12 protein-coding genes are annotated in these 18,316 nt (G+C 59.6%); 2 read left to right on the top strand and 10 right to left on the bottom strand.

Annotated elements, in window-relative coordinates; translation table 11 throughout:
• Positions 1-733: 733 nt before the first annotated feature.
• From ACWKV9_RS09930 to glgA, 9 genes are all read right to left on the bottom strand, one after another.
• Positions 734-1,351 (bottom strand): class I SAM-dependent DNA methyltransferase, encoded by a 618-nt coding sequence (locus ACWKV9_RS09930; protein ID WP_483835923.1) that lies wholly within the window; start codon positions 1,349-1,351, stop codon positions 734-736.
• Positions 1,348-2,106: a PIG-L deacetylase family protein gene (locus ACWKV9_RS09925; protein WP_483835922.1), complete on the bottom strand. Its 759-nt coding sequence runs from the start codon at positions 2,104-2,106 to the stop codon at positions 1,348-1,350. Before ACWKV9_RS09925 ends, ACWKV9_RS09930 begins: the two co-directional genes overlap by 4 nt.
• 9 nt (positions 2,107-2,115) lie before the next feature.
• A complete protein-coding gene (locus tag ACWKV9_RS09920; RefSeq protein WP_483835921.1) occupies positions 2,116-3,174 on the bottom strand; it encodes an acyl-CoA dehydrogenase family protein in 1,059 nt (352 codons plus the stop codon).
• Positions 3,171-5,366 carry a glycogen debranching protein GlgX gene (gene glgX, locus ACWKV9_RS09915; RefSeq protein ID WP_483835920.1) on the bottom strand — a complete coding sequence of 732 codons (2,196 nt, stop codon included), beginning with the start codon at positions 5,364-5,366 and terminating at the stop codon, positions 3,171-3,173. The genes ACWKV9_RS09920 and glgX overlap by 4 nt, the downstream gene beginning before the upstream one ends.
• A gap of 174 nt (positions 5,367-5,540) precedes the next feature.
• Entirely contained in the window at positions 5,541-5,981 is a 441-nt protein-coding gene (locus ACWKV9_RS09910) for a DUF2934 domain-containing protein (RefSeq protein ID WP_483835919.1), read from the bottom strand.
• Positions 5,982-5,998: 17 nt separating this feature from the next.
• On the bottom strand, positions 5,999-8,794 hold the full coding sequence (locus ACWKV9_RS09905; RefSeq protein ID WP_483835918.1) for a malto-oligosyltrehalose synthase: 2,796 nt from the start codon (positions 8,792-8,794) through the stop codon (positions 5,999-6,001).
• A complete protein-coding gene (gene malQ / locus ACWKV9_RS09900; protein WP_483835917.1) occupies positions 8,791-10,860 on the bottom strand; it encodes a 4-alpha-glucanotransferase in 2,070 nt (689 codons plus the stop codon). Before malQ ends, ACWKV9_RS09905 begins: the two co-directional genes overlap by 4 nt.
• Entirely contained in the window at positions 10,850-12,679 is a 1,830-nt protein-coding gene (treZ, locus tag ACWKV9_RS09895; protein WP_483835916.1) for a malto-oligosyltrehalose trehalohydrolase, read from the bottom strand. The genes malQ and treZ overlap by 11 nt, the downstream gene beginning before the upstream one ends.
• A 28-nt stretch (positions 12,680-12,707) precedes the next feature.
• The gene (gene glgA / locus ACWKV9_RS09890) at positions 12,708-14,294 is read right to left on the bottom strand and encodes a glycogen synthase GlgA (RefSeq protein ID WP_483835915.1); all 1,587 of its coding nucleotides are present in this window, start codon (positions 14,292-14,294) and stop codon (positions 12,708-12,710) included.
• 606 nt (positions 14,295-14,900) lie between these two features.
• On the opposite strand from glgA, the gene ACWKV9_RS09885 reads away from it, so the two are divergent.
• Positions 14,901-15,392: a GNAT family N-acetyltransferase gene (locus ACWKV9_RS09885; protein ID WP_483835914.1), complete on the top strand. Its 492-nt coding sequence runs from the start codon at positions 14,901-14,903 to the stop codon at positions 15,390-15,392.
• A 418-nt stretch (positions 15,393-15,810) separates the two neighbouring features.
• Positions 15,811-17,364, top strand: a complete 1,554-nt coding sequence (locus tag ACWKV9_RS09880) for a TerC family protein (protein WP_483835913.1) — start codon at positions 15,811-15,813, stop codon at positions 17,362-17,364.
• Between the two features lie 309 nt (positions 17,365-17,673).
• Here the strand turns inward: ACWKV9_RS09880 and ACWKV9_RS09875 are convergent, their stop codons facing one another.
• The gene (locus ACWKV9_RS09875; RefSeq protein WP_483835912.1) at positions 17,674-18,135 is read right to left on the bottom strand and encodes an REP-associated tyrosine transposase; all 462 of its coding nucleotides are present in this window, start codon (positions 18,133-18,135) and stop codon (positions 17,674-17,676) included.
• Positions 18,136-18,316 lie beyond the last annotated feature (181 nt).

Below are 18,316 nucleotides of genomic sequence, written 5' to 3'. Positions count from 1 at the left end.
TCGGCACGACACAAAACCTGTAGGAGCGAATTCATTCGCGAGAGGCCTGTGGAGTTGTGACAAAGCCCAGCACAACGCCCCAAAGCAGAAAAGCAGAGAATCAAATGCTCTTGATCTTCATCCACGCCAGTCCAGACACCGCAAAACGCGACTTGGGTGCAGGCCGAACGCAGGCGGCGCGCAGTGGGCAGCGCGGCATGGATGCCGCGCTAGCCGCCCCCGGCCATGGATGGCCGATGGCGGCGTGCCCACGGAGCGTCGCCGGAGTGAGGGAACCCGACGCAGGAGGGCCAAGCCAGGAGGAAGACCTTTTGGTTACTTTTGGGGCCGTTTGCCAAAAGTGACCCGCCGTAAGGGCGGAACCGATATCAGCACCACCGCAGATAACGGATATACACACAATCCCGGTACACCCGAAACACCGCATCGCGACCGTCGTTACCTCCGATTGCTCCTACAGGGGACCGCGTGACCCGCCGTAAGGGCGGAACCGATATCAGCAACACTCCAGATAACGGATATACACACCATCCCTATACATCCGAAACACCGCATCGCGACCGTCGTAACCTCCGATTGCTCCTACAGGGGACCGCGTGACCTGCTAGAAAAGTGGAGTCATAACCACAGCACGCACACATAACGGATATCCCCACGGTAGGCGGGGTGTCAGACACACCGCAATCGCAGCCTTCGGCGGCTCGTCAGCTCCTACAGGGGCCGCGTAAACCCTTCAGCGCAGTCCTTCTCGCTGCGCAACCGACACCTGATCACGACTCCACACATCCAGCAGAAAATCACTCTCCTGATGGCTGAACACTTGCTCCATTCCCAAACGCTGCGAAAGCACCCCATGCACCTCTTCGGCCGTCAGCGGACACCCGTCGATGGGCGTACGCCAGTGACAGGCGAGCACCTGCCCATCATCGGTCAGCGACGCCAACGCCCGGTCGATCCAGCGATGCAGATCATCCAGGCTCAGGTAATAACCCAACTCACTAAACACAATCAGATCAAACCGACCCTCCGGCCACTGCTGTGGCAAGCGGGCCTGGATCACCTCCGCACGAGGAAAATCCCCAAGCCGTTCGCGGGCCAGTTCAACGGCTGCCGCTGCGGTGTCACAGCCCACAAAACGATCACAGCGGGTGGCCAGCTCAGCACTCAGCACACCATTGGCACAGCCGGGCTCGAAGATTCGGGCATAACGCTCACGGGGTAGGGCAGCCAGGGTCAATGCGCGTTTGCGTCGCTCGTACCACCGTTGTTTGAACGCCCATGGGTCGTCGTTGCCATCGAACAGTTGATCGAAGTAGGCATCGTCCACGCTGGCTTTGATCGGATCTGTCACACGAACACCACTTCAAAAGATTGCATCAGGCGCTCAAGCACATGGGGCGGCAGCACCGGTTCAAGCCCGATCAGCGGATCGCCGTGCAACTGACTGGCGAACGCGTGAGCGGCGTGACGTTTGCGCGCGATGGTTTCCGGGGCGAGAAGGATTTTGCGCGCACGGTCCCAGGGCAATCGTGGGTCTTCGGGATCGGCCCAGTGCCACGCCCAGATCGGCACTTCGTACAGTTGGGCACCGACAGCGGCCGTGGCAACAGCGCAGGCGCGGCCGACGGCTTCATGGTCTGAGTGACCATCGTGGCGCCAGGTGCAGAACACCACATCGGTAGGACGCAAGTAGCGTTGCAGGAACGTCACCAGTTGCACTTCCTGCGTACCCACGGCGCTGTCGGAAAATCCGCCGCGTATCCATCGCAGGCTGTGCAGCGGCACGTCGAGGCGCTTTAACGCTTCGGCGCTTTCCTGTGGGCGGATGACGCTCAGGCGTTCAGTCGACCAAACGGTGGAGCCGGGATGGCTGGCACTGCCGTCAGTGATGGAAATCAGCTTCATGCCGCGTCCCAGATGCGCCAACTGCTGCATCAGCCCGCCAAAGCCAAGAATTTCATCGTCCGGGTGAGGGGCGACGATGACCGCGCGCGAACCTGAAGGCACCAGCAGATCGGCACCGATAACTGGCAATGCGGCCAGTTTGCTGGAACCTTGCCAGGCCTGTAACGAGGTGCCGTTGCCGACGATAGGGTTGTCATTCATAAACACCACTCACAAAGTCCAGCTTCCCTCAGGCGTAGCGTCGGCGTGTGGCCCGCTGCGCGGTTGAGTGGTTGCATCAATGGGAAAGGACGCGAGTTGTTGACCCAGCGCCGCGAGATCGCGTTCAGCGTGACTCTGACGCAGGAATACCGGCAGGTCGGCCATCAGCCGGGCGAACTGCACGTCCTTGCAATACGGCCCGGCGCCCAAGGCGCGGCCCGTGTGTTCTATCACCTGCTGCGCCGCATGCTCGATCAACGCGCGGCAGCGTCGGGCGAGTAACTGGGCGTCGGCCAAAGGTTGCTGGTCGACGGTGCGCGCCGCGTTTTGAAGCACTTGAGCTGCGCTGAACAAGGCAATGTCCACAGCGCCCAAATGAGCCAATGCGTGCGGTTCTTCACGCTGACGACAGGCGCGGGCCAGGCGCTCGGCGATATTGCTGGCGGCGCCGTACCAACATGCCGCGATGCCGATGCCGCCTTGCCAGAACCCGGCGCGGGACAAGTAATCCCCAGGACCGCCGATGGCCTGCGCGTGGGCATCGTCAAACTGCACTTCGACACTGGCCGTGGCGGCCATGCCCACCGCGCTCCAGCCATCGGCTGTCACGGTGACGCCCGGTTGATTGAGCTCAACCGCGACCAGCCTTTGCTGGCCGTCGGCGTCCCAGGTAGTCATTAATGCGTGGCTGAGTACTGCGGCGCCTGAACACCAGGCCTTGCGGCCGTTCAGGCGTACATCAGTGCTGCTGCCGGAAAGAGTGACGCGGGCCTGCGGCGGCTCGGCCGCCCACATGCCCCATGTGCTGCCTGACTCCACGCCTGAACATTTAAGCTCAGCCATGATTGCCAGGGCGTCGGTGTGGCCTTCATACAATTTGCACAGGCCCAGATCATGGGCCGCAACGCTGGCCAGACTGCGCCAGCGCTCCAGCGTGCGCCCGCCGCCGGGTAGCGGCAGGCTGGCGAGCTGCTCATGAACGAGCGCCCGAAGGCACTCGCCCAGAGCTTGCGGACTGTCGAGTCGCGGCGTGCGCTGGGCAAGAAACTCGCTCAGCGCCCGGCTCATGCCTGTTCTTCTTTCTGAAGTTCGAACAACACCAGTGAGCGTGGAGTGATGGTGTATTCGTTGCCGAATTCGAAGTGATCCTTACCGCGAATCTCAGGCTGATTGGTGTCGATCAACGAAACCCAGTTCACGCCTTCCGGCACTTGCGGCAGAGTGAAGTTAACCCCGTCGTGGTGTGAGTTGACCACCAACAGCAGCGTCGCTTCGGAACCGCGACGGCGAATGCCGGTTTCCTGCGCACGACCGTCCATGAGCATGCCCAGGCAGCGCCCGTTAGGATCTTCCCACTGCTCGATCGACATTTCATCGCCGCTCGGCGAAAGCCAGGTCACGTCCTTGACGCCCAGTTCCTCGTTGTAATCGCCCACCAGGAAGCGACCACGACGCAAGATCGGGTAGGTTTGACGCAGCTTGATTAGACGCTTGACGAACTTGAGCAGGGCCTTGCCGTCTTCATCCAGGTCCCAGTTGACCCAGCCAATTTCGCTGTCCTGACAGTAGGCGTTGTTATTGCCATGCTGCGTGCGGGCAAATTCGTCCCCGGCGACCATCATCGGTGTGCCTTGGGCGAACAGCAGGGTGGAGAAGAAGTTGCGCATTTGACGCAGACGCAGCGCGTTGATTTCCGGATCGTCTGTCGGGCCTTCGACGCCACAGTTCCACGAACGGTTGTCGTTGCTGCCGTCCTGGTTGTTTTCGTCGTTGTCCTCGTTGTGCTTCTCGTTGTAGGACACCAGGTCATGCAACGTGAAACCGTCATGGGCGGTGATGAAGTTCACCGAGGAATACGGGCGACGTCCACGCTGGTTGAACATGTTGCCTGAGGCGGTCATACGGTTGGCGAAGTCTGCCAGTTGGCCTTCGTCGCCTTTCCAGAATGCGCGGATGTTGTCGCGGAATTTGTCGTTCCACTCCGCCCAGCCCGGCGCGAACTTGCCCACTTGATAGCCGCCTGGGCCGCAGTCCCATGGCTCGGCAATCAGTTTGACCTGACTGAGGACCGGGTCCTGACGGCAGGCGACCAGGAAGCTGTGACGCTCGTCGAAACCGTCGTGGTAACGGCCGAGAATGGTCGCCAGGTCGAAGCGGAAGCCGTCGACGTGCATCTCGGTCGCCCAGTAGCGCAGGGAGTCGGTGACCATCTGCAGCACGCACGGGTGGCTCAGATCCAGCGTGTTACCGGTGCCGGAATCGTTGATGTAGAAGCGCTTGTCGTCGGGCATCAGGCGATAGTAGGAAGCGTTGTCGATGCCGCGCATGGAAAGGGTCGGGCCGCGTTCGTTGCCTTCAGCGGTGTGGTTGTAGACCACATCGAGAATCACCTCGAGGCCGGCACGGTGCATGTGCGCAACCATTTCCTTGAATTCGGCGATCTTGCCGTGAGCCAGGAAACGCGGGTCCGGGGCGAAGAACGCGATGGTGTTGTAGCCCCAATAGTTGGTCATGCCTTTTTGCAGCAAGTGCTGGTCGTTGACGAACGCATGAACCGGCAGCAGCTCGACAGACGATACGCCCAGACTCTTGATGTGCTGAATGACTTCATCAACTTTCAGGCCCGAGAACGTACCTTTGAGTTCGTCCGGCACAGCCGGGTGGCGCATGGTGAAACCGCGAGTATGGGTTTCATAGAAAATGGTTTTGTCCCATGGCACATTGACCCGCTGATCGCGGCCCCAGGTGTAGGCCGGGTCGATCACCTTGCACTTTGGCACGAACGGAGCACTGTCGCGTTCGTCGAAGCTCAGGTCGTCATCGGGGTGGCCGATGGTGTAGCCAAACAAGGCTTCGGACCATTTCAACTCGCCCACCAATTGCTTGGCGTACGGGTCGATCAGCAATTTGTTGTGGTTGAAGCGATGACCGTTTTTCGGATCGTAGGCACCGTATACGCGATAGCCATAAACCAGCCCTGGGTGGGCGTCTGGCAAGTAACCGTGGAAGATCTCGTCGGTGTACTCCGGCAGCTCGATGCGCTCAAGTTCCACTTCGCCGGTGGAGTCGAACAGGCACAGCTCAACTTTCGTGGCGTGGGCCGAAAACAAAGCAAAGTTGACACCCAGTCCGTCCCAGCTGGCGCCGAGAGGGAAGGGCAGGCCTTCACGAATTCGGCTTGCGACCGGTTCTGGCCCATTAGCCTTGGCGGAGTCATTCTGTGTCGCTTGTTCTGCGGGTTTCGATTCTTGCTTGCTCATGTTGATTCCTGACGTCGAATGATTTCCTGAAGGCGAACGAAGCCTTTGTCGCAGGTCGTTGGCTGCGCCATTGGTTAAAACAGGTCTTGGTATAACCGCAGGAGACGGCCCTATTGGCGGCCGTCTCTGCGGTACTGAAACACCGTGGGTGAAGCGCTCGCTAGAATCGAGCGATCACGCCGCGGGTGGCTTGGCAGCGGGTTTTTTAGCAGCCGGCTTGGCAGCAGGCTTGGTGGCCGGTTTGGCGGGTGCGGATGACGCCGTCCCTGTCGAACCGGCAGCAGGCTTAGGCTTGGCGGGCGGCTTGGGTGCAGCTTTGGCCGCTGGCTTGGTGGCCGGCTTGGCATCGGGCTTCTCAGCTTTTTTAGGCGCTGGAGCAGCTGGCGTTGCCGATTTGGCGGCAGGCTTGGCCGCAGCTTTAGCAGCAGGCTTTGGCGCAGGCTTGCCGTCCGCTTTAGCTGGCTTGGGCTTGGCAGACTTGCCCGGCGCCTTGGCTTCAGCAGCAGCCAGTTTGCGGGCCATCTCCCAATGGCGCTCATCCTGACCGTGTGGCTCGCCTTCTGATTTCCAGATCTGATAGGCAAAGTCTTTAATTTTTTTCTCGTCGGCACTCATCTCGACACTCCCGGGTATTACAAAGTTTGAATAAGCAGGTTTACAGAAAATTCCTTGAGCGCATCACTGAGGAGCATCTCCTTATTGGTTGTGACTATGGTCTGTGAAAAAAGTCCCTTCCAATTTAGATCTGAATCAGCGAACGGCAAGAGGATTCGTGTATCGCCCCAATTTGCAGCGTTGATGAATGGAGTTTGCGCAGTGCCCAATAGTTCATTGAACACGCGAGGAACCACAACTATAGCCCGCGTACCCTCCCTTATCCGCGCAAAGGCCATGACGCGTTCAGCATGCTGCCCGAGCACCTGCAGCGGTTGGTAAACACCTTCATCGAACAGCTCCGGATATTGATTGCGCACCTCTAAAGCCTGCGCGATCAGAGCCAGTTTGATGTGGCCATTTTGCCAATGGGTCAGCAGCTCGGCAGGGGGCGTGGATTGATCCAGCGCACGTTCGCGAGCGGGGTAATCCACCGGACGACGGTTGTCCGGGTCCACCAGGCTGAAGTCCCAGAACTCGGTGCCCTGATACAGATCAGGCACACCGGGCACGGTCAATCGCAGCAAAGTTTGCGCCAGACTGTTCAGCGCTCCGGCCGTCGCGATCCGGTTGGCCGTTGCACCGATCGACTGGCGCAGCGCAAGGCCTTCGGGGGCAAGGAGCAACGTGGTCAGGAACTCTCGGCAAGCAGTTTCATACGGCTCGTTAGGCGCGCTCCAACTGCTTTGCAACTTGGCTTCTCGCAGGGCTTTCTCCTGCCATTGCACCAGCCGTTTCAGATAGTCCTCGAACGCGCTTTCACCGCTTAGATCCAGCGGCCAACTGCCCAGCAGCGCTTGATACAGCATCAGCTCATCGCCAGGGCTGATAGCGACGTCTTCGCCTTTGAGCGGGGCGGATAATTGCAGCCAGCGCTCGACCTGCTCGGCGTACCACGGCGCGCACTCACTGAGCACCGCCAGACGCGTGCGGGTGTCTTCGCCGCGCTTGTGATCGTGGGTCGCCGTCGTCAGCAGATTTTCCGGGAAGGCCTCGTGACGCTTCTTGCAAGCCTCATCAAAATCGCTCACCGGCGCACTGAAATGTTGCGGATGGAAACCCACATCGTTGCGCGAGAGCAGTACCGCAGAGCGGTAAAACGAGGTGTCTTCCACTGACTTGGCCGCCACTGGCGAGGTCAGTTGCTGAAAGCGCGTGCAGGCTTTGCGACGCAGATCCCGCAGCGGCCCGAGCGGGAAGGAACGCAGACGCTCGCCCCCCAGCCACAGCTGCAAGTAATCAAGCACCGGCCAGTCGCCTTCGCTGAGCATCGTGCGTGCGCCGGTCATGGCTTGCTGGAAGTAGCGGTCGTCTTCCTCCGAACGTCCCAGTGCGCTGATGTAGGTGCGGTAGATCGGGAAGTTGACTACCAGCGCCAGCAACGCACGACGAATCGCGCCGAAGGTCAGGTCGCGACTCATGACATCACTGCGTGCCACTTGCAGTAGCGCCTGAGCAACGTTCTCGAAGTCTCCGGCCAGCGTGCCGTGCAGTACCAGATCACGAGCTTCCAGGACCTCTTGGTTGAAATCGGCAGTGCGTCCGCTGATGCGGCTCCACAGCTCGCCGAGCACCGCTTCGCCTTTTGGATCGTGCTGCAACAACGACACCTGATTCATGAATTCGTAGCCGGTGGTGCCGTCCACGCTCCAGTCTTCGTGCAGTTGCTCGTCAGGGCCGAGTATCTTCTCGACGAAGATCGGGATGTGCGCGAGCTCCGTGCCCGCAGGACGCTTGGGCAGCAGGCTTTTCACCCGGCGATGCAGGCGGCGGCAATACCCACGTGGGTCGGCCAGACCGTCGATATGGTCGATACGCAGACCGTCTATCAGGCCTTCGCTGATCAGTTCGAAGATCTTGCCGTGGGTGGCTTCGAACACCGCCGGGCGCTCGACCCGCAGGCCGCCCAGCTCGTTGATGTCGAAGAAGCGCCGCCAGTTGATGTCGTCACCCGAGGTGCGCCAGCTGGCGAGGCGATAGTCCTGTTGTTCCAGCAGGGCATGGAAAGCGTTGAAGCCTTCAGGCGTGCGGCCGTCGAAGCGATCGAAACCCTTTTCTATGGCTTTGATCAGCTCGGGCTGTTGCTTGAGCAGTTCCACCAGTTCGGCCTTGGCCTGACGTGCGCGCTCATAAGCCTGGGGGTACTGATCCAGCGCCGTGAAGCGTTGCGCCAGTTCGTGCAACTGAGGGTTGTCGGCGGCGTCGAGCAGCGGACCGTAAGTGCCCGGATTGATCGGGAAGTGATGCTGATAATGCTCGACGTGGAAGCTGCCGGTCTCGGCGTTCAGGCACAGCTTCAGGTCGCCAGCTTGCAACACTGTGCCGTAATCGGAGCTGAGGAACGGCAGCAGCAACTGGCCCTTGAGCAGCGGGTCCGGGGAATTCCACTGGATGTCGAAAAACTTCGCGTAGGGGCTGCGCTGACCCCATTCCATCAGGTCCAGCCACCACGGGTTATCTGAGCCGCCGACCGCCATGTGGTTGGAGACGATGTCTAGAATCAGGCCCATGCCGTGTTCACGCAGGGCTGCAACCAGACGCCGCAGGGCAGGTTCGCCGCCGAGCTCTGGGTTGATCTCGCGCGGGTCGACCACGTCGTAGCCGTGCATGGAGCCCGCTCGCGCCTTAAGCAGCGGCGAGGCGTACACGTGGCTGATGCCCAGTTTCGCGAAATAAGGCACCAGCTCGACGGCGTCGTCCAGGGTGAAGTCTTTGTGAAATTGCAGGCGCTGGGTGGCGCGCAGGGATTTCAGTGCGGGGAGGGCGGCGCTCATTGGTCACGCTCCGCTGCTTGCAGGCGCGCTGCGGCCAGTAATTCGAGCCTCCTGGCGGCATCGGGGTTGTCGAGCAAAGCTGCGGTGTCACCGGAGAAGCGACGGCGCCAGTTTGGATGGCTGTCGATGGTGCCCGGCAGGTTGGACTGTTCTTCGATGCCCAAGGCATCCTCCATAGGTAAAAGGACCAAAGGCGCACGGGTGTGGCCCAGGTAACGAATGCTGGCGTCGATGATGTCGGCGTCGGTGGGGTCTTTAAGACCGTAGTTATGACTGAGCACGTCCACCAACCCTTTACGTTCGCGCTCACGTCCTTTGCGCCAGTTCGTTTCGGTGTCGGCGTCGATATGTCCCAGGCGGCTGTTCCACTCGATATCGAGTTCGGTCAGCCAGCCTTTGAGCGTCGGCAGGTCGTGAGTGCTGGTGGTAGCGAGGGCGTCGTCGGACCATTTGATGATCGGCTTGAATACGCCGTTGTCCTGTTCGAACAACAGCACACGCATGCCCAGGATCGCCCGAGTGGAGAGTTTTTCGTGCAGCCCTTCAGGCACCGTGCCGAGGTCTTCGCCGAGTACCACGGCCTTGTGGCGCCACGATTCCAGGCACAGCAGGCGCAACATGTCGTCCAGCGGATAATTCAAATACGCGCCTTCGCTGGGCGGTGAATCCAGCGGGACAACCCACAGCCGTTGCAGGGCCATGACGTGGTCGATGCGCAGGCCGCCCGCGTGGGCGAAGTTGGCTCGCAGCATTTCGATGAACGCTCGGAAACCGTTGCGTTTCAGACCGGTCGGGGAAAATGCCGAGATGCCCCAGCTTTGCCCTGACTGGTTGAGAATGTCCGGCGGTGCGCCCACGGTCAGTTCCGAGAGCAATTCATCCTGGCGACTCCACGCCTGGCTGCCTGCGCCATCGGCGCCTACTGCCAGGTCACCGATCAGCCCGATGCTCATGCCGCTGCTGCGTGCTGCGGTCTGCGCACGCTCCAGGCCACGGGCGATCAGCCATTGAGCGAAGGCGTGGAAGCCCACCAGATCGCTGTGGGTCTGGGCAAAGGCATCGATGACTTTGCTGCGCGGGTTTTTGTAATCGTCCGGCCATTCGTGCCAGTTGCCGCCAATGCCCAGCTGCTCGCTCTGGTCGCGCAGGGCTTCGAAGCGGCAATGGTTGATCAGCGCTTCGCCGCCCGCATGGCGGAAGCTGTTGAAGTCTTCATGCAGCGGATGACCGCTGGCGACGAACGCGGTGTACAGCGCGCGCAATAGCTTCCACTTCGCAGCGGCAGCGGCGGGCCAATCCACCAGAGGCAGCGCTTCAAGACGCTTCAATTCATCGGCAAGCCCCAGCTCTTCAATGGCTGTGCGCACAGCGCGTTCACCAAGAATCGCTCCGGGTGCTGCGTACAGCGCATTCAAAAACAGGCGGCTGGAAGGCGAGTAAGGGCTGAAGTTTTCGCTGCCGGTCGCGAACATCGCGTGTACCGGGCTGATGGCGATTGCCGCGGCGCCACGTTCGCCTGCCGAGCGCGCCAGTGTCTCCAGCGCCTGAGTGTCGCCAAACCCGCCATCGCCTTCGCGTCGCAGTGCATACAGCTGCGCGGTCAGACCCCAGGCGCGAGGTGTGCTGACATCGGTGGCCATGGCCATGGTGTAACTGGTTTTCGGCGCGACGGCGATGGTCAGGTGTTGCCCGGCAATCGACAACTGCTGGTAACCCACCGTTGCCAGGCCCGGCAACTCGGCGTTGGCAGTGAGCTTGGCGTTCAGTGTCGCGCCGTCTTCGAGTTCCAGGGTGAACGGGGTATCCGGGGCGAACCACGCTGACAGGTCCAGGTTTCTGCCGTGATCGACAGTCAGCAGTGGCGGGGCGTTTTTGGTTTGGCTTTCGCCTTCCAGGCGTTCGAGGCTGGAGACAATCTGTTCATCGTTGTCGGCGGGATAACCCAGACCCTTCAGAACCTTGCGCAGGACTTCAGGCCTGACCCGCTGCGGCTTGGCGTTGGCGTCTGTCCAATCCACCGCCAGGCCCGCTTCAGCGGCCAGCATTTCAAGTTGCTCATTGCTCATCCTGTTCCTCCAAAACATCGCGTGCAGTCAGGCTGACAATGGCCGTGTAGGGATTGAGGCTGCCTCGCTGGGAAAGTTCTGCGGATTTTGGGTGCGATTCGAAAAGCACGCGGTTGACGGAGTATTCCGGCGTCTCGACGGCATGCTCGCTCAGGTTCAGGTCAATGCGCAGGGTGCTGCCATCGCCCATTTGCCAGCGTGCAGTGACGGCTTTGTCGGCCAGCACTTCGGCCCCCAGCGCCATGGCGCCAGGAATAAGCGGGACGATGTCGCGATGACGGATCTGCAGCAGTTCGCGGTACAGCGCCATCCAGCTTTGGTGGTCCAGGCCTTTGTCGGTCTCCAGATACACCGCATCGAATGCCGGACGTGACGCGTCGAAGGTCGACAAGGCATTTGGATCGGGAATCATCTCGCGCTTTTCTTCATCGGCGAAGGCGGCAAAGTCAGCAAACTCACCACGACGGCCTTCACGCACGGCATCGGCCAGTTCGTCATGGAAGTCGGTGAAGAAAAGGAACGGCTCGCTCGCGCCCCATTCATCGCCCATGAACATCATCGGGATCATCGGTGAAAGCAGCAGCAGGGCGGTGGCGGCGCGCAACGCAGGTGCCGGACTGATTTGCACCAACCGTTCACCCAAGGCGCGGTTGCCGATCTGGTCATGGTTCTGCAAGAAGAGCACGAACGCACTTGGCGGCAAATGACCGCTTGGTTCGCCCCGATTGTGGCCGTGTCGGGTGGCTTCACCCTGATACACAAAGCCCTCGCCCAACAAGCGCGCCAGCTTATGCGTCGGCTGTTCGGCGAAGTCGGTGTAGTACGCGTCTGTTTCGCCGGTCAGCAACACGTGCAGGGTGTTGTGGCCGTCGTCGTTCCACTGCGCGTCGAAACCTTTTTCGAGACGATGCGCTTCGTTGTATTCGTTCTCCAGCATCAGCCAGACATGACGCGGGTCTTGGATTTGCTCGCGAATGCGAGTGGAAAACTCTTCGAGAAACGTCGGGTCTTCGATCGCATGCACAGCGTCCAGTCGCAGCCCGTCAAAACGGTACTCCTGCAACCACATCAGCGCGTTGTTGATGAAGAAGTCCCGAACTTCGCGGCGACGGAAATCGATGGCATCGCCCCACGGAGTCTTCTTGTCGCTGCGGAAGAACTCCTTGGCATAGGCGTTCAAGTAGTTGCCGTCAGGGCCGAAGTGGTTGTAGACCACATCGAGAATCACCGCAAGACCGAAGCCGTGCGCGGTATCAATCAGGTGCTTGAGCTGTTCGGGTGTGCCGTATGAAGATTGCGGGGCGTAGGGCAGCACGCCGTCGTAGCCCCAATTTCGATCGCCGGGAAACTGCGCCAGCGGCATCAACTCGATGGCCGTGACACCGGTTTCGGCGAGACGCGGCAGGAGTTTTTCGACGCCAGCGTAACCGCCCAGCGAGCCGACATGGAGTTCGTAGATAACCGCTTCGTGCCAGGGCCGACCGGTCCAGGCTGTGTGCTGCCACTGGTATGCGTCGGGGTCGATGACGATGCTGTGGCCATGCACCTCACGCGCCTGAGCCCGGGAGGCGGGGTCAGGCACTTCGAGGTTTTCGTCGATTTTGTAGCGGTAATGCGTGCCCGCTGGACAGCGGGCTTCGAGGACGAACCAACCGTCAGTTTGCGGCAGCATGGCCAGTGATTGGCCTTGCCCGGTCTCGACGTCAAGCGTCTCGACACTGACGTAGTAGGCATCCGGCGCCCAGAGGGCAAACCGGGTGTGATCGCGATCCAGCACAATGGCGCCGTGGCGCCAGTTTTCATCCGTGCGCAAAGGCATCCGTTACCCCTTGTAGTCAATTCATGAATCAGTACTGCAGCGACACACCCACGTTCTTCTTCAGAAGTTCCTGATACAAGTCAGCGTACGGTTCAACTGCTTTGTGCCAGTCGAACGGGGCAGCCATTGCGCGGCAGCGCATGGCATTGAGCAACTGCGGATTGGCGAAGACCTTGAATGCTCGGGTCAGGGCTTCGGCGTAACTTTCTACGGTGGACTCGTCAAACAGAAAACCAGTGCAACCGTCTTCAATGGTGTCAGCCAGGCCACCAGTGTTGCGCGCTACTGGCAACGAGCCGAAACGCTGGGCGTACATCTGGCTCAAACCGCAAGGTTCATAGCGCGAAGGCATCAGCAAAAAGTCGCTGCCAGCAAACATGCGGCGGGCGTCGGTTTCATTGAAGCCCACGCGTACACTGATCTGGCCGGGAAACTTCGCCGCCAGATCGCGCATGGCATCTTCTTCCTCAGGCTCGCCGCAACCGATGATCGCGATCTGCCCGCCGTTGTTGACGATGTGCTCGGCAACACCGATGGTCAGGTCCAGACCCTTCTGGTACACCAGTCGCGAGACCACAGCGAATAGAGGTCCGGTGGACGGCTCGAGTTCAAAGAGTTCACGCACGTAGTCAGCGTTGATTTCCTTGCGCGTCCATTCGTTGGGCGCAAAGCGACAGATCAGGTGCTCGTCGGTCGAGGCGTCCCAGCTTTCATCGATACCGTTAGGAATACCGCTCAACTTGCCGATGTCAGCTTTGCTTTGAAGAAAGCCTTCCAGACCGCAACCGAAGTCAGCAGTGGTGATTTCTTTAGCGTAGGTCGCGCTGACAGTCGTGATGTGGCTGGCGTACGCCATGCCAGCCTTGATGAAGGACAGCTTGCCGTAGAACTCCATGCCATCTGGCCCCAGCGCGGAATCGGGAATGCCCAGCTCGCGGCTCGACGCCGTGCTGACAAAACCCTGATACGCCAGGTTATGGATAGTGAAAATGCTTGGTGTGGTCTGCCCGCGCCACTTCATGTAGGCAGGAGCCAGTCCGGCGGGCCAGTCGTGGGCGTGAACCAGCTCGGGGCACCACTGGGTCTTGACTGCACCGGCTGCGAAGTCGGCGGCTGCCAGACCAAGTCGGGCGAAGCGAATGTGATTATCGGACCAGTCGCGACCGTGACTGTCGCCATAAGGCGTGCCTTCACGTTCGTATAGTTCAGGACAGATCAGTACATAGATGACCAGCCCGTCCTTCATGTCCATACGACCGATCTTGCATGGCGGCAAGGCAGCGTGGCCACTGAGTTCGCTGATGATGTAAATCGGGTTTCCGCTATTGATGACCTGTGGATAGCCGGGAATCAGCACGCGTACATCATGGAGGTGGCGCATGGCGCGCGGCAGTGCAGCAGACACATCGCCCAAGCCGCCGGTTTTCACCAGATCGGCCATTTCCGATGTGACGAACAGGACTTTCTTCCGGTTCGCCATCGATATGCCTGGTTGTACAGGGGGCAGTTGCAGCAGTGGAACGCTCGTCGTTGCGAAGACCGGCAGATGGGTCAGCTCGCTGGCCGGCTGGTTAAAACTCTCTCCCTTCTGGGTTTTGACAGCGGCACTAATCATCGTTTTCTCCCAATCGATACAGTGTTGATACAGCACTAAGCAGTAAAAGGCCATGTCCTATGGCCGGGCACAAAAGATCTACGCAAGATCGATACCCACTTATCGACTGCATAGTGATTGGACAGGGTATTTGCGCCCTCTGCTCGGGTTTCAGCCAATAGCATAGGCGCTGTAATTACCTGACCCAGGGGAATTTAAGAAGTTTCGACTTTTTTTGTGGGAAATGTCTGGCCTGCGGTATAGCTGCCATTTTCTAGCAGCAATCCCCCCGAGTTTTATCGTCTGAGGGCCCCGGCCTTGCCCTCCTATTAGAGCGGTAAAGTAGGGGCGTCACGCTGATGACCGCTGGTCGGATTGTTCGACAATGGGGCAGGGGTCTCGCTGGTCATACCGAATGCAGGGCCTGGGGTCGTCCTGTGAAAAATCGAAAACAAGGCAGCGCCTTTTCTCGGTGCGTAACTGGATCAAATCTTGGGCGCTCCAAGACGTTTCCTACATATCTCGCGGACCATTTTGGCGCAGGGCGCGTTAGAATCTTCGCCCTGTGGCACGCTGGCCCTCATGGCACCAGCGTCGCCTGAATGCCCCGAGTTGTAGAGGATGGAAATGGAAACCCCAGAGGTTCTGGTACTTCAAGCCAGCTACACCAATCCGGTTCATGCGCAAGCCATCGGATTCTTGCTCAATCATTACGCTGAAGATGTCATGGGTGGCGGCGAGTCGCTGTCCATGGACACCCGCCAGCAGTTGGCCCTGGAGCTCGCCAAGCGGCCCCATGCGTTCAGTGTCCTGGCATTCGTTTCTGGTGAGCCCGTCGGGCTGGTTAACTGCTTCGAGGGTTTCTCGACATTTGCCTGTCGCCCCTTGGTCAATGTTCACGATGTGGCGGTGATCGCTGCTTATAGAGGACGTGGCATCAGCCAGAAAATGCTGATGAAGGTCGAGGAAATCGCCCGCCAACGCGGATGCTGCAAGATCACCCTGGAAGTGCTGGAAGGCAACGACGTGGCTCAGGGTGCATATCGCAAGCTGGGTTTCGCCGATTACACCCTCGATCCAAAGATGGGCAGAGCTTTGTTCTGGCAGAAGGCGTTGTAAGGTCCATTTGCTGTGTCTCTGTAGGAGCCAACTTGTTGGCGAGGCGGTCAGTGCGGGATGACTAAGCAGACGTCTCGCGAACAAGTTCGCTCCTACGGGTTTGGTGGAATCTGTTGTTGTGTTGTTCCTCCAGCAGCAGTGTTCTAAGAATTTGTAACAGTTCTCGGCTGTAGGTTCTTTCCGTTCCAGAGGTAGGATCGCGTCCCGTATTGATTTCTGGACACCCATGTCACTTTCACTGGAACCTCCCAGTTGCCCATTCCATTCGCTGAATGGCAATCGCCTCATGCTTCCCCTTCGTCGCATCGCTGACGTCTCTGCTTCCCCTTCTGATTCGCTCGATCACGGCCCGCTCTGCAGTGCGTCGGGTTTTGCTGCGCTCGCTGTTTCCCTCACGCTTACCCAGGACGCCTGACCCATGGAATGGATTGCTGACCCCACAGCCTGGCTCGGCCTGCTGACGCTGATTGTGCTCGAACTGGTATTGGGTATCGATAACCTGGTGTTCATAGCAATTCTGGCCGACAAACTGCCGCCCGAGCAGCGCGACCGTGCCAGGGTTTTGGGTTTGTCGCTGGCGCTGATCATGCGCCTGGGTTTGCTGGCAAGTATTTCGTGGATGGTGACGCTGACCGAGCCGTTGATCGAAGTCTTCGGTAAAAGCTTCTCCGGTCGTGACCTGATCATGTTGTTCGGCGGTGTGTTCCTGTTGTTCAAGGCGACGATGGAATTGCACGAGCGGCTTGAGGGCCATGTCGCGCAAAAGTCCGGTAGCACGACTTATGCACTGTTCTGGCCCATCGTCGCGCAGATCGTGGTGCTCGATGCGGTGTTCTCGCTGGACGCCGTGATCACGGCGGTCGGCATGGTCGAGCATTTGTCGGTCATGATGATCGCGGTAGTGTTCTCTATCGGCGTCATGATCATCGCCAGCAAGCCACTGACTGCCTTCGTCAACGCGCACCCGACAGTGATCATGCTGTGTCTGGGCTTTTTGATGATGATCGGCTTCAGCCTCACCGCTGATGGCCTGGGTTTCCACATTCCCAAGGGCTATCTGTACGCGGCGATTGGCTTCTCGATCCTGATCGAGCTGTTCAACCAGCTTGCCCGGTCCCGCCGCAAGCGCCACCATAACGGCAGCCTGCCGCTGCGTGAGCGCACGGCTCATGCGGTGTTGCGTCTGTTGGGCGGACGCAGGCCGGGTGCCGACGAAGTGGGTGACGAGATTGCCGATATGCTCGAAGGCGACGCGGATCAAGTGGTTTTCGACCGACGTGAGCGGGTGATGATCAGCGGCGTGCTGCAACTGGCGGAGCGGCCGATTCGCTCAATCATGACGGTCCGTAACGACATCGCCTGCATTGATCTGGCGGACGACGCTGACACTGTCCGTCAGCAGTTGATAAGTTCGTCCTACTCCCGACTGCCGATCATTCGTGCCGGACGTATTGAGGAGCCGCTGGGCTTTCTGCACAAGAAGGAGCTGTTGAACCAAATGCTTGCGGGCATCGAGCCTAACATCGAGCACTTATCGCGAAAGGTGATCAACCTGCTGGACAGCTTTTCGATCCTCAATGCACTGGAACAAATGCGCAGCGAATCGACTCACGTGGCGTTCGTGGTCAATGAGTTCGGCGACTTCACCGGCATGCTGACCATGACTGACATTCTCGAATCCATCGCCGGTGAGCTTCCCGATGCCAGCGAGATCGAAGGCCCGGATCTAGTGGAAGAGGGCGATGGCATGGTGGTCAATGCCGCCATGAACCTCAATCACCTGCGTGAACGCACAGGCTTTAAGGCCAATGCGACCGAGGATTATCAAACCCTGGCCGGTATGGTGGTGAGTTTGCTGGACCGCTTGCCAGTGATCGGCGATGAGCTCCAGGCGCAAGGCTGGACGATGAAGGTCGTCGAGGTCCGGGAACGGCGAGTGACGCGGGTTTTGCTGCGTAAGCCTGCGGTGTAGCACTGGCCACAACCCGTTAGCGCGAGGCTTTTTCCGCTTCTGCCCGAAGGGCGTAGGAGTCCGGCTTGCCGACGATCTGCCGGGCACCGGCAGTAAAACCGGCGCATGCGGCGTGTCAGGAAGACCGTGTTGCCCTATTCAGGACTGCTGCGCAGCCCATCGCCTGCAAGCATGGCTCCTACGCCCTCCGGGCAGAATCAAAAGCGCTGAGTCCAACACCGCGTTGCTTCTGCCCGAAGGGCGTAGGAGTCCGGCTTGCCGACGATCTGCCGGGCACCGGCAGTAAACCCTGTGAACGCGGTGTATCTGTCAAAGCCATATCGCATCCCAAAGCGGGTAATCGCCAACGCGGGTAACCAGCCCAGCCCTTAGCGGATTGGCTACGATGTAGCGGGCGACGTCTTTCAAATCCTCCTCGCTTCGTAACGCGCGGTCGTGGTAACCCTTCTGCCAGACCTGACACGGGGTGCCCCTTGCACGATTAATGCTGTGCGCACTTCTGGACTTTGCTCGCCGCATCAGGCTGGACAAAGATCCGCTTTGCAATTCGACAAGCCAATGAAAGTGGTCAGGCATCACTACCCACGCCAGTGACCTGGCAGCGCCTTCCTTCTCGGCAAGCCGGAATTCATCTACCACTAAACGGCCCATGCGCCAGTCGCAGAAAAGCGGACTGCGGCCGACGACGACGGTGGTTAACAGATAAATTTGATGGTTGCCGGAGAATCTACCCGCGCGAAGTTGACCTGAGTGTGGCGATGAATCAGGCATTCCTTTGCCCCCTTTTTTAGGTTGTCGGGTAAAGGCTAGAGCTCAGAGTAGAAGGCTGCTGACGAACTGTTGTCGTGATATTTCGCGCTAGACCAAAGTGGCCGATTCAGGACTGCTGCGCAGCCCATCGCCTGCAAGCATGGCTCCTACGCCCTCCGGGCAGAATCAAAAGCGCTGAGTC

This window comes from Pseudomonas corni, assembly GCF_057128765.1.
The sequence above is the reverse complement of the archived record's forward strand: the minus strand, read 5'-3'. Positions and strand labels throughout refer to the sequence as shown.